General features: G+C 30.8%; 13 protein-coding genes. 12 read left to right on the forward strand and 1 reads right to left on the reverse strand.

From position 1 onward, the window contains the following. Positions 1–73: 73 nt before the first annotated feature. The 12 genes from ACWJJ7_RS18015 to ppdK all read left to right on the forward strand — a co-directional run bounded on the left by ACWJJ7_RS18015 (position 74) and on the right by ppdK (position 12,192). Positions 74–424 carry a histidine triad nucleotide-binding protein gene (locus ACWJJ7_RS18015; RefSeq protein ID WP_462963311.1) on the forward strand — a complete coding sequence of 117 codons (351 nt, stop codon included), beginning with the start codon at positions 74–76 and terminating at the stop codon, positions 422–424. 171 nt (positions 425–595) lie between these two features. Further along, complete coding sequence (gene rpsU, locus ACWJJ7_RS18020; protein WP_165413737.1) at positions 596–772, forward strand: 30S ribosomal protein S21; 177 nt, start codon at positions 596–598, stop codon at positions 770–772. Between the two features lie 361 nt (positions 773–1,133). Continuing rightward, positions 1,134–1,418: a sporulation protein YqfC gene (gene yqfC, locus ACWJJ7_RS18025; RefSeq protein WP_462963312.1), complete on the forward strand. Its 285-nt coding sequence runs from the start codon at positions 1,134–1,136 to the stop codon at positions 1,416–1,418. Then, positions 1,411–2,568: a sporulation protein YqfD gene (gene yqfD / locus ACWJJ7_RS18030; protein WP_462963313.1), complete on the forward strand. Its 1,158-nt coding sequence runs from the start codon at positions 1,411–1,413 to the stop codon at positions 2,566–2,568. Before yqfC ends, yqfD begins: the two co-directional genes overlap by 8 nt. Positions 2,569–2,647: 79 nt before the next feature. Next, on the forward strand, positions 2,648–4,777 hold the full coding sequence (locus ACWJJ7_RS18035) for an HD family phosphohydrolase (protein ID WP_462963314.1): 2,130 nt from the start codon (positions 2,648–2,650) through the stop codon (positions 4,775–4,777). Positions 4,778–4,793: 16 nt separating this feature from the next. After that, a complete protein-coding gene (ybeY, locus tag ACWJJ7_RS18040) occupies positions 4,794–5,294 on the forward strand; it encodes an rRNA maturation RNase YbeY (RefSeq protein ID WP_462963315.1) in 501 nt (166 codons plus the stop codon). Between the two features lie 63 nt (positions 5,295–5,357). Beyond that, entirely contained in the window at positions 5,358–6,056 is a 699-nt protein-coding gene (locus tag ACWJJ7_RS18045; protein ID WP_462963316.1) for a diacylglycerol kinase, read from the forward strand. Positions 6,057–6,200: 144 nt separating this feature from the next. Then, positions 6,201–6,599, forward strand: coding sequence for a cytidine deaminase (locus ACWJJ7_RS18050; protein ID WP_462963317.1), 399 nt, complete (start codon positions 6,201–6,203; stop codon positions 6,597–6,599). 54 nt (positions 6,600–6,653) lie between these two features. Continuing rightward, the gene (era, locus tag ACWJJ7_RS18055; RefSeq protein ID WP_462963318.1) at positions 6,654–7,535 is read left to right on the forward strand and encodes a GTPase Era; all 882 of its coding nucleotides are present in this window, start codon (positions 6,654–6,656) and stop codon (positions 7,533–7,535) included. Next, positions 7,532–8,314 carry a DNA repair protein RecO gene (gene recO / locus ACWJJ7_RS18060; protein WP_462965042.1) on the forward strand — a complete coding sequence of 261 codons (783 nt, stop codon included), beginning with the start codon at positions 7,532–7,534 and terminating at the stop codon, positions 8,312–8,314. The genes era and recO overlap by 4 nt, the downstream gene beginning before the upstream one ends. A gap of 64 nt (positions 8,315–8,378) precedes the next feature. Then, positions 8,379–8,963, forward strand: coding sequence for a DUF4342 domain-containing protein (locus ACWJJ7_RS18065; protein WP_462963319.1), 585 nt, complete (start codon positions 8,379–8,381; stop codon positions 8,961–8,963). Between the two features lie 592 nt (positions 8,964–9,555). Further along, the gene (gene ppdK / locus ACWJJ7_RS18070) at positions 9,556–12,192 is read left to right on the forward strand and encodes a pyruvate, phosphate dikinase (RefSeq protein WP_462963320.1); all 2,637 of its coding nucleotides are present in this window, start codon (positions 9,556–9,558) and stop codon (positions 12,190–12,192) included. Between the two features lie 95 nt (positions 12,193–12,287). Here the strand turns inward: ppdK and ACWJJ7_RS18075 are convergent, their stop codons facing one another. Next, positions 12,288–13,352 carry a CotS family spore coat protein gene (locus tag ACWJJ7_RS18075; RefSeq protein ID WP_462963321.1) on the reverse strand — a complete coding sequence of 355 codons (1,065 nt, stop codon included), beginning with the start codon at positions 13,350–13,352 and terminating at the stop codon, positions 12,288–12,290. Positions 13,353–13,435 lie beyond the last annotated feature (83 nt).

Here is a 13,435-nt window from a genome sequence, read left to right on the forward strand (position 1 = left end):
ATATATGTAGCAGGATAATAAAGTTTTATGTTGAATAGTATATTATAACTAGGTTATGCAAGGAGGTGATTATGTGGAAAAGGAAGATTGTATTTTTTGTAAAATAGTAAAAAAGCAAATCCCTTGTGAAATGGTTTATGAAGATGAAAAGGTTATAGGATTTAAGGACATAAGCCCTGAGGCACCAGTACATGTTATAATTATTCCTAAGCAGCATTTTGCTGACTTAAATTGCTTAAAAGAGGACGAATCAGAAATAATAGGGCATATATTTATAGTTGCTAAGGAAATTGCACGGACATTAGGGATTGCTGAAAGTGGATATAGAATTGTTACCAATTGTGGGAAGCAAGGTGGTCAAACCGTTCAGCACATACATTTCCATTTATTGGGTGGGAGAATTCTTCAGTGGCCACCTGGCTAACATATAACTAATTTTTCAATAATATGTTATATATAATCTATTATATATAACAAAACAGCAATGAAAATGTTGACATAATGTAAAAGTGTGTTGTATAATAAAAAAAGTGCTATTTAGGCCCCGCATTAGCTGCTTTTAAATTGAATTGAGCTAGCGGAGGGAGGGATAATGATGTCAGAAATTAAAGTTGGAGCAGACGAGACAATTGAGAATGCTTTAAGAAGGTTTAAGAAAAAGTGCGCAAGAAGTGGAGTGCTTGGAGAAGTAAGAAAAAGAGAACACTATGAGAAACCAAGCGTTAAGAAAAAGTTGAAATCAGAAGCTGCAAGAAAGAGAAAATTTAAATAGAATTTTTAAATGGAAACAGGCAAGATATAGTTTATAAAGTAAAAAATGAAATCTTGTTAGAATGCCTTCCTCAGCAGTTAACTAAAATAGAAATTATAGAGCTATTCAAAAAGGCAGTTGTGTAATTGGTGGATAATGGCATGAAATACATTAAAAAAATTATGTAAGCCTTATTGCTTAAAGTTATAAGCAATGCAAATGGTAAGCTTATTAGTGAAATAGTAAAATAGTATTTGAATAAATAAAAGACTCAGCAAACGCTGAGTCTTTTTTTGTTGGAAAAATTATAAAATTTAAAAACTGTAATTTGTTAGACTTTTTTTTCATAAATTTAATATGAAGTATTTTATGAGGTGAGGATATGGATAATAAGTTTTATAAAGCGAAAGGAATTATAGCAAGCAAGTTAGAATTGCCAAGAGATATCCTGTTAGATTTACCCAAAATAACTATTTTAGCTAACAGCGAAATAAATATAGAAAACCATAAGGGTGTAGTAATCTTTGAAGAAGAAGAAATAAAAATAAATTCCAATGTGGGTCCAATTTCGATATACGGTAAAAATTTTAAAATATTATTTATAGGGGGAAACACAATAACTTTAAGTGGCAACTTTAAGTCAGTTGTGTATGAAAGTCATGAATAATTTTAAAAAATACAAAAAAGGTAATATCACAATGGAAATACAATCATTAATGCCAGAAAAATTTATAAACTTACTGTGGAAAAATGGTGTTCCAGTTAAAAACATAAAAAAAGTAAATATAACAACTGTAGTTTTAGAAGTGAGATTAAGCGACTATGGCGAAATTAGTAAAGTGGCAAAACGGACAGACACTAGAGTTAAAATTATAGTAAGGAGCGGAGCGTCATTTTTTTTAATGAAATTAAGAAGTCGATCTGCACTTCTACTCGGAGTAATTTTGTTTGGAAGCATAATATATTATTTATCTACATTTGTATGGAATATAGAAATTAATACGGAAAATTATATAAGTCCATATGAATTGCGCCAACAAATTAAAGGTTTTGGAATAAGACCAGGACTCAAAAAGGAAAATATAAATGTTTATGACATTGAAAATAAAATCACAAGAAGTAATGATGAAATAATGTGGGTAAAAGCAAGGATTGACGGTGTTAAGCTAAAAGTTGATGTAATAGAAAGACAATCACCGCCTATTATAATTAGTAAACAAACACCCTGTAATTTAATAGCAAGCAAGGATGGCATGGTAGTTAGAGTATACACTACCGAAGGTACAGCTATTGTAGAAGCCGGAAAAATGATACAGAAGGGCGATCTGTTAGTTAAAGGAGAACAAGGCAAAGAGGAAAGTGTTTATCCTGTACATGCGCAGGGCGAAGTTATAGCAAAAACTTTTTACGAGGAAATTAAAGAAGTCCCATTAAACAATATATCAAAGGTTAAAACAGGAAATAGTATAAGCAATTTATATATTAAATTTGCAAATAAAAAAATTTATCTAAAAAATAGCATAATTCCATATAGTAATTATGATAAAATAGAAAGTACCAGTAAGTTTATAAATAAAGAAATCTACTATGAAATTGAAGAAAAAAATATATCTGTGGATGAGGAAAAGATAGTAGAGGGGATGTATTCTAATATTTTGAAAAATTTAGACAAAAGTGTAAAGATAATAGACAAAATTAAAGATGTAAAAAAGGAGAAAGATAAGTATTTAATAAGAGTGGTGGTAGTTGCTGAAGAAAACATTGCTTCAGAAGGAGAAATAACACCCGAAAAAGTGAGTATACCCGAAAAAAAATAATGCATCCGAAAAAACATTGAATATGAAGAAAAAAATATATTTTTATAGTTTACTCGAGAAGAAAAGGTGGGGATGAGATATGAGAAATATTAGGGAACTTATGAAGCTTAGTAAAGCAAAACCATATTTGATTTTTATAGTTACGGCAATTATAATGTATTCAATTTTAGTAACAGCTTTAGTTCCAAAAAAGTATACACTAAATGCGGGGGATATTGCAAAAGTAGATATAAAAGCTCCTAGGGAAGTTGAAAATGAAGGAGCCACAGAAATCAATAGAACAAAAGCTGTAGAGAGCGTAGGAAAAAAAACAATTAAAGTTTCGGTAAATGAGAAGGCTATAGAAAATATCGGTAAATTATTTTCTGCAGTGGCCCAGTTAAACACTAGTAAATCATCCACAAACAATAGTGTAGATGCCTCTAAAAAAACATTAACGGAAAAGGAAAAAATAGATTCACTCAAAAAGAGCAACCCAATTCCTAATTTTACCGATGAAAATTACCATACTTTAGTAAATTTAGAAATTAAAAAAGCTAAGGAATTAGAAATATTTCTTAAAGATACTATAACAACCCTTTATGATATAACCACAATAAATGAAAATAAACCTGAAGAAATTATATTGGCAAAGGGGATTATTGCTACACTTATTAATAACTCAAATTTTCCTAAGGAAATAAGAACAATAGGGATGTCTATCGCAAATGTAGAAGTTCGTCCTAATTCAATTTATGATAAAAAAAGTACAGATGTGTTAATAGAAGAAGCAAGAAAAAGTGTTAAACCTGTTATGATTAAGAAGGATCAGATCATTGTAAAAGAGGGGGAACCAATAACCTCTGATCAAAAGGCACTTTTAGAATCGTTAGGACTTCTAGATAATACTAATAATTTTGAATGGTCATTATATACAAGTTTAGCAGCGCTTGTATGTCTAGTAATATTACTTCAATGGTTTTATTTATATAAGTATCATACGGGAATTTTTAATGATACAAAAAAATTAATTATGATTAATCTTCTTAGCATCATAGCTATACTACTGGCTAGAACACTAGGCATAATTTCTTTGTTTGTAATTCCATTAGCTTGCGTGCCAATGCTTATGACCATTTTAATAGATGAGGAAGTATCAATAGCTCTAAATATTCTTAATTGCATTCTAATTAGTGTTGCAGTTAATTTTAATTTTGAAATAACAATATTAGCTGTGCTAAATTCTATTGTTGGGGTTATGATATTAAAGAAAATGCAACAAAGAAACGACATATTATATTCAGCTATATATATTGCAATAATAAACCTTATGGTGTATCTATCTATGGGATTTTTGCTAAGCAATAGTATAATTGATGTTTTAAAAAAGGCGGGACTGGTGTATCTTGCAAGTCTTATATCTGGAGTACTTACTATAGGATTTTTGCCGTTTTTTGAAAGCTTTTTTGATATAGTGACTACAGTGAAACTTTTGGAACTATCAAACCCTAACCACCCACTACTAAAGCGACTACTTTTGGAGGCGCCAGGAAGTTATCATCATTCTGTGCTTGTAGCTAACTTGTCAGAGGTTGCAGCAGAAGCCGTTGGCGCGAATCCTGTTCTTGCAAGGGCTGCTGCATATTATCATGATATTGGGAAGATAAAGAGACCATATTTTTTCAAAGAAAATCAATTAGGGAATGATAATCCGCATGATAGAATAACTGCAAATTTAAGTACACTTATAATTATTTCTCATGTAAAGGATGGGTTAGAGCTTGCAAAAGAATTTAAAATACCTAAAGTAATTCAAGATATCATTAGGCAGCATCATGGGACGACGTTAGTTAATTATTTTTATATAACTATGAAAAATTCTAGTGACAATCCAGATGAAATTAAAGAAGAAGATTTTAGATACCAGGGACCGAGTCCTGAAAGCAAGGAAGCGGCAATTATAATGTTGTCAGACATAGTGGAAGCAGCTGTAAGATCAATTCCAAATCCTACAAAAGGTAAAGTTGAGGAAATGGTTAATAAGCTAATAAAAAGCAGACTTAATGATGGACAACTAAATAATTGCGATTTAACTTTAAAAGATTTAGAAAAGATAAGAAAGGCATTTTTAAAAGCGCTTTCCGGAATATACCATGAGAGAATAGAGTATCCAATGGACAAATGGCAAAAAGATAAGGAACATGAAAATAAAAAGATGAGGCTAGAATAAAGGAGTAAAAACAAGTATGATTTTTATTGATAATAGGCAAAATAAGATTGAAGTTTCACGTGAACTTGAAACTGTTATAAAAGATGTCATTGAGTATACGCTTAAAGAAGAAAAACTTTTTATAGATAATGAAGTAAGTGTTATCTTTATTGACAACGAAGAAATCAGAAAAATAAATTTAGAGCATAGGTGGATAGATAAAATTACAGATGTGCTATCTTTTCCTATGTTACAGTATCCAGAAAATAAGGTATTTAAAGATGTGTATGTAAATTATGAATTTGACCAAAGTGATTTATATGATGAAAGGCTAGTAATTGGGGATGTTGCATTATCCCTGGAAAAAGCGAAGCAGCAAAGTGAAGAATTCGGTCATTCATTTACTCGCGAATGTGCTTATCTTACAGTGCATTCGATTTTACATCTGTTAGGGTATGACCACATGGAGGAAGAACCAAAAGGCATTATGAGAAAAAGAGAAGAAGAAATATTGAATAATTTTAAAATATCTAGGTAGGATACATTTATGGTTAGTTTCATGTGTCTTACTGCAAGCGAATATTTTTAAAGGTGGTTAAGGATGAAGGTTAAGAAATTAGTTGATAGTTTTAATTATGCTATTGAAGGAATCATATATTCCATTCGCACGCAAAGAAATATGAAGATACATATGTTAACTACAATAGTAGTGCTTACTGCCACTTTTTTTTATGATTTGTCAAAGATAGAGCTTTTAATTATTACCATGACTATAACCATGGTAATAGTGGCTGAAATGATAAATACGGCAGTAGAATGTGCCATAGATGCTACAACAAATTTTTATCACCCACTAGCCAAAATTGCTAAAAATGTCGCTGCTGGTGCAGTACTAGTAACTGCTATAAATTCAGTCCTAGTTGGTTATGTGATATTTTGGGGTAGAATAACTCCCTTTAATATGACAGTGATGTTAAAGCTTAAAAAATCTGACCCTGACATGATTTTTTTTATGCTGGTTATAATTTGCATTGCTACAGTAGTAGTTAAGGCAATTTATGGCGAAGGAACTCCACTTAGAGGAGGAATGCCCAGCGGTCACAGTACCATAGCTTTTTCAGTAGCTACAGCCATAACATTATTAACTAATGAACCTTTAATTATGGTGTTATCCTATTTGCTAGCCGTAATTGTTGCACAAAGTAGGGTTGATTCAGAAATTCATTCTATCTTAGAAGTGGTTTTTGGTGGTGTTTTTGGGACTTTATTAACATTGCTACTATTTAAAATTTTAGGATAATTAATTTTTTATTTCTAATCAATAATATCCTAAATATAATTATAATATTATTGAAATACTAATATTTAGTGATATAATTGGTATACGTGATTTTTCGTGTATATGTGAAGAGTAACTGCAAATTATTTGGATAGGAGTGTACTAATGGATTATAAAAAGTTAGCTAGAATAGCAATAGATGCTAGAGAAAATGCATATGTGCCATATTCGAAATTCAAGGTAGGCGCAGCGGTTGTTACTGAAGATGGGTCAATATATACTGGATGCAATATAGAGAATGCTTCATATGGAGCTACTAATTGTGCTGAAAGAACTGCAATTTTCAAAGCTGTATCGGAGGGACACAAAAAAATCAAGGCTATTGCTATAGTTGGAGATATGTCAACTAATACCTATCCATGTGGTATTTGCAGACAAGTTATAGTAGAATTTGCAACAAAAGATATTGATATTATATTAGTAAAAAGTGAAGAAAATTATATAATCAAAAATATGGATGAAATATTACCAGGTGCTTTTACTAAAGAAGATTTATTAAAGTAAGATAACAAATAATTAATAAATACTATTTACTAAAGATAATCAAAAGGAGGATATATGTTTAAATCGGGATACGTAACTATTATAGGACGCCCTAATGTAGGGAAATCTACATTAATAAATTATATTATGGGGGAGAAATTATCAATTGTGTCTAATAGGCCCCAAACTACAAGAAATAACATACAAACCATTTTAACTACTAAAGAATCTCAAATAATATTTGTAGATACTCCAGGGATGCATAAACCTAGACATAAACTAGGAGAATATATGGTTAAAGTAGCAAAGCAATCTGCCAGTGAAGTAGATGTTATATTATTTATAACTACGCCAGGAGATGAAATTGATAAAGGTGATATGCATATTCTTGAACAGTTTAAAGATACTAAGATACCCGTGTTTTTATTAGTTAATAAGATTGATGAGAATACTCAAGAGAGGGTAGCTAAAACTGTCCAAGGTTATTCAGAGTATTTTGATTTTGAAGAAATAATACCAATTGCAGCTATAAAAGGTAAGAATATTGATATAGTTACTAAACTTGTAGAAGAACACATTCCAGAGGGACCTTTATATTACCCAGAAGATATGATAACAGATCAGCAAGAAAGATTCATTATTACTGAAATTATAAGAGAAAAAGCTTTGAAATTATTATCACAAGAAGTGCCTCATGGAATAGCAGTAGAAATTATTTCTATGAAAAGAGATAAAAAAGAAATCTACAATATTGAAGTTAACTTGCTTTGTGAAAAAGATTCTCATAAGGGTATAATAATCGGAAAAGGTGGAAAAACCCTAAAACAAATTTCTACTTATGCAAGGCAAGATATAATGAAATTATTAGGAGAAAACATACATCTGAGATTATGGGTAAAGGTAAAGAAAGAATGGAGAGATACTTCAAGTATTTTGAAAGAGTTAGGATATAAATAGGGGATGATTTTCTGTCAATTTTGAAAACTAGGGCCATTGTTATAAAAACACAAGAGTTTAAAGAGAATGACAAGCTAGTTTGGCTTTTTACTGAAGAATTCGGAAAAATAACAGCCATAGCAAAGGGAGCCAGAAAGAATAAAAGCAGATATGTATCATCGACTTTACCTTGCTGCTATGGAGAATTTGTGCTTTTTAAAGGGAAAAATTTATATACAATAAATGAAATTACAATTATAGATTCTTTTCAGCAATTATTAAGGGACCTAGATACAATTACTTATGCCTCGTATTTTAATGAATTAATTGATATAACAATGGAGAATGAAGAGGTTAATAAAGAACTTTTTGAAAATTTAGTTACTGCCTTTTATTTCATAAAAAATGACGTTATGGATATAGAAGTCCTAGCCAGAACTTTTGAAATAAGAATTCTAAAGGCAACAGGTTATGCATTAAATTTTGACCATTGTGTTAAATGTAGAAAAAAAATAACCATGTCAAATAACATTGATTTGATATCTTATGGCCCAATTTGTAAAGAGTGTGAAAAATTAAATAGTATATATATTTCAAATCCTACATATAATACATTAAAATTCTTAAACAATTTTGGTATGGATAAAATTAATAGAATTATAGTTTCGAAAACATCCAAACTTGAGTTGTATAAAATTTTATCCTTTATTATTTCCCAAAATTATACACGGAAACCAAAGAGCTTAGAAATGTTTAAGTACTTAATGACATTTCAGAAGGAAAGTCACCCACTTTTATAAGTGGGTGAATAACAATGAATAATTGTTATTTACAACTGGACAAATTAAAAGGAGGAATATTTTAATGGCAGAAATTACACTAGAGAAGATTGATATTGTTAAAGAACGAACAGGAGTTTCATACACGGATGCTAAGGAAGCATTAGAAGAATGTGATAGTGATGTAGTTAATGCTTTGATTTATATCGAAGCAAAACAAAAAAAAGATGAGAAATTTAATATGAAAGAAATATACACAACTAAGGATGAATTTGTAACATGGATAAAGAATACAGCACGAAAAGGAAACGTAACAAGAATAAAAATAAAAAAAGATGAAACTGTGATTATAGATATACCTGTTAATGCTGGTATTGCAGCAGGTCTTGTTGGATTATATATGCCTGCTTTAATTGGCATAGGATTATTAACAGCGGTGATTACAAAGGTTAATGTTGAGATAACTAAAGAGGATGGTTCTGTGGAGCTTATTAATACTATTATAAAAAACACAGTTGAAGATGTTAAAGGCAAAATGAGCGATATAAGTGAAGATGTAATAGAAAAATTTAATGATACAAAAGACAGTCTTAACAAAGGTAACAAAGATACCAGTAATGAAAATGTATATCAATATACTGTAAAATTTGATCAGCAAAAAGAAGAATAAAAAGAATAACAGATTTATTCTTTTTTCTCTATTTTAGAACTTTGATCGATATTATTTTCACTTATATAAAGCCAGCAACTTTTAGTTGCTGGCTTTATATAAGTGAAAATCTAACTATATCTTAAACAAAAAGTGATTAAATCATCTCCTGGGTCGCTGCAATATTAACGACTTCAGAAGGAGATTTACCCCTTTGTAGCCCTCTGGAGTAGATAACAATTCTCAATTGTTATCCTCCCACTGAAGTTTTCTATTTGTTAGGGTATGTAACTCCCACTTATAGAAGTAGGAGACTTTCCTTCTGAAATGTCATTAAGTAATTAAACATTTGATTGCGAAAACGTGGTATAATGTTAGGAAAGGTATGTAAAATTTTAGTGCAATATCATTTCATGGAAACGTTTTATTTCAAATATATACCATTTTAAAAACTACAGTAAGGTTAAATAATCTCCTACGAAGCTGTAACATTAACGATCTCAGAAGGAGACTTTCCTTTGGAAATGTAGTTAATATGGTATTGATTGTTGCTAATGGTATATTTTTATACTAATTATCATATATAATTTAGAGTAGAAGGAGTTGGGTTAAAATGGAAAATAAAAAATATGTATACCTATTTAGCGAAGGTAATATGTCAATGAAAAATCTTCTAGGCGGAAAAGGTGCAAACCTTGCAGATATGACAAGTCTTGGGATTCCAGTTCCGCAGGGATTCACAGTTACTACAGAAGCTTGTAATAAATACTATGAAGATGGTCAATTAATCGCATCCGAGATTACTCATGAAATTCATGCTAAAATGGCTGAACTTGAAAACATTACAGGAAAGAAGTTTGGAAGTTTAGAAAATCCATTACTTGTATCAGTTAGATCTGGAGCAAGAGCATCAATGCCTGGTATGATGGATACAATTTTAAATCTTGGATTAAATGATGATACAGTAAAAGTTATGGCAAAATTAACGAATAATCCAAGATTTGCTTATGACTCTTACAGAAGATTTATCCAAATGTTTGCTGACGTTGTTATGAATATTGAAAAAAGAAACTTTGAAAACATGATGGATAAAATGAAAGAAGAAAAAGGCGTAAAATTCGATACAGAATTAGATGCTAATGACTTAAAAGAATTAGTTAAACAATTTAAAGAATTCTATAAAGAAAATAAACGTGAAGAATTTCCAAGTGATCCAAAAAGTCAGTTGATAGAGGCTATTTCGGCAGTATTTAGGTCATGGGATAATCCTCGCGCTAATATATATAGAAGATTAAATGATATTCCAGGAAATTGGGGAACTGCAGTAAGTGTTCAAGAAATGGTATTTGGTAACAAAGGAGAAACATCAGGAACGGGTGTTGCTTTCTCAAGAAACCCATCTACAGGGGAAAAAAGAATATATGCTGAGTATTTAATGAATGCCCAAGGTGAAGACGTTGTTGCAGGTATAAGAACACCACAAGATATATCACAACTTGAAAAAGATATGCCAAAAGTATATGAAGAATTCATGGGAATTGTTAAGACTCTCGAAACTCACCACAAAGATATGCAAGACATGGAGTTTACAATTGAAGATGGGAAATTATACTTTTTACAAACAAGAAACGGTAAGAGAACGGTGCAAGCTGCATTAAAAATTGCGGTAGAACTCGTTGAAGAAGGAATGTTATCAAAGAAAGAAGCTATAATGAAGGTTGAGCCAAAACAATTAGATACATTACTCCACCCTAACTTTGATGCAAAAGAATTAAAGAAATCTATAGTAATAGCTAAAGGATTACCGGCATCTCCTGGAGCTGCCTGTGGAAAAGTTTACTTTACAGCTGAAGATGCAAAAATTAAACATGAAGCTGGAAATAAAGTTATCCTTGTAAGGCTTGAGACCTCACCAGAAGACATAGAAGGTATGGTTGCTGCAGAAGGTATCTTAACAGTGAGAGGTGGAATGACATCACATGCTGCGGTTGTTGCAAGAGGAATGGGGACTTGTTGTGTTGCTGGATGCTCAGATTTAAAAGTTAATGAACAAGCTAAGAGTTTTCAAATTGGACAAACGGTATATCATGAAGGCGACTTTATTTCAATGGATGGAAGTACAGGAAATGTATACGCTGGAACAATTAAAACGGTTGAGCCTGAAATAAATGGTTATTTTGAAATATTTATGGGCTGGGCTGATGAAATAAGAAGATTAAAAGTTAGAACTAATGCTGACACTCCAAGGGATGCTGCTCAAGCAGTTAAATATGGAGCTGAAGGTATAGGGTTGTGTAGAACAGAGCATATGTTCTTTGATACTGATAGAATAATGGTTATAAGAGAAATGATTGTTGCTAAAGATGAAGCTTCAAGAAGATTTGCATTACAAAAACTATTACCAATGCAAAGAGATGACTTTATAGGAATCTATGAAGAAGTTGAAGAAAGACCAACTACAATCAGATTTTTAGATCCGCCGCTACATGAATTTTTACCGCATGCTGATGAAGATATAAGAGAATTAGCAAGAGACATGGAAATAACTTTTGCAGAGTTAAAAGCTACTGTTGAATCATTGCATGAAGTTAACCCAATGATGGGACATAGAGGATGCAGACTTGCAGTATCATATCCTGAGATAGCTGAGATGCAAACTAGAGCGGTTATTGAAGCTGCTATAGATGTTAAGACTAGAAAAGGATATAATATTGTTCCAGAAATAATGATTCCTTTAGTTGGGGAAGTTAAAGAATTAAAATATGTTAAAGATATAGTGGTAAGAATAGCTGATCAAATCATAGCTGAGTCAGGCATTGATTTAAAATACATGGTTGGTACAATGATTGAAATACCAAGAGCAGCACTTACAGCTGATTTAATAGCAAAAGAAGCGGATTTCTTCTCATTTGGAACAAATGACTTAACACAAATGACTTTTGGATTTTCAAGAGATGATGCTGGAAACTTCTTAAAACATTACTATGAAAAGAAAGTTTACGAATTTGATCCATTCCAAAAATTAGATCAAACAGGAGTAGGCAAACTTGTTAAAATGGCGGCTGTTCTTGGACGCGAGGTTAAGCCGGGTCTAAAACTTGGGATATGTGGAGAACATGGTGGAGATCCATCTTCTGTTGAATTCTGTCACAATATAGGACTTGATTATGTATCATGTTCACCATTTAGAGTTCCGGTTGCAAGACTTGCAGCGGCTCAAGCTGAAATAAGTAATCCGAGAAAAAAATAATATTTAATACTTAAATATTATTAATCAATTAAAAGTAAAAAGCCACTGCAAAGCAGTGGCTTTTTATTTTTAACAAAATTTGGATATCGAATTAATTATGTTATTTTAAATTTATTTTTAATATACGTTTTTAACTTTTCAACAAAATCTAATTGATATTCATTATTGTTAGTTGCGTTAGCCAGTAGCCGTAAGAAGGCTTTTTTATTGCATTTATTAATATTACCATAATAATCTCTTGATATTTTCCAATACCTTTGGGGGAAAGCCAAATAAACAAAAATATATTTGTAATCATCCAAGGTTAAAGGTAGGATTTTATCATATAATTCTAAAAAATTTATTGCTAGCTCTAAATCCCATTTTGTAGTATCTCTTTTTAGTAAGCGCCTTAAACAATAGGAAATATCATGGGCACAAAAGTCATTTCTACATTTATCAAAATCAATTACCCATATTTCATTATTAGTATCAAAGATAATATTTTTATTAACATAGTCAAGATGACATAATGATTTTGTGAGATTATTAAGATTGATATCATAAGCAGTGTTTGCAGAATATTTAGCTAGCTTACTGCTTGTTTCAAAATGCTTAAGATACAGATTTGAAAAGGCATCATTATATTTATAAGCCAAATTAGAGGAATTAAGAAGGCTTTCATAGTGCTTATATATGGTAGGGCTCAAAGGGCTATAGTCCTCTTTTATAGAACTGCCATATATAGGCATAAAGTTAATGCTGGCTTTATGCATATTTGCAAGATTGGTACCGCATAATAATATATGATTAATATTATCGTAATCACATTTTATGCCATTAATCCAGGGGGTGAGTATAAATAACATATTATTATAGTTTACAAATCTGTTATTAGTGTTTGTAGGAAGGATGCGAGGTACATGGATATTATTTCTGTATAACCATTCTATAGCTGAGTATACAAATAATAAATCGTTTATAGAGTAATAAACTTTTTTCAAACAATAGCATTTATCAGAGTCTTGCACTTTATATACAGCCCTTTGTTTATCAGTATCTTTAAATTTGATTTGCGTGATATCAGCATTGGTTAAGTTATATTGAGGCAGAATGTGTCTTTTTACATTTTCTTCAGATAATAAATTTATGTTATTAAAGTTTTTAGCCATAGATGGCATCTTAACACTCCTAAAAAATTATTACATTATTAGGATATTAATAAAACTTTAATATTATACATTTAACATTAAAAAAGGGAAAT

Source organism: Clostridium sp. CM042, assembly GCF_055080995.1.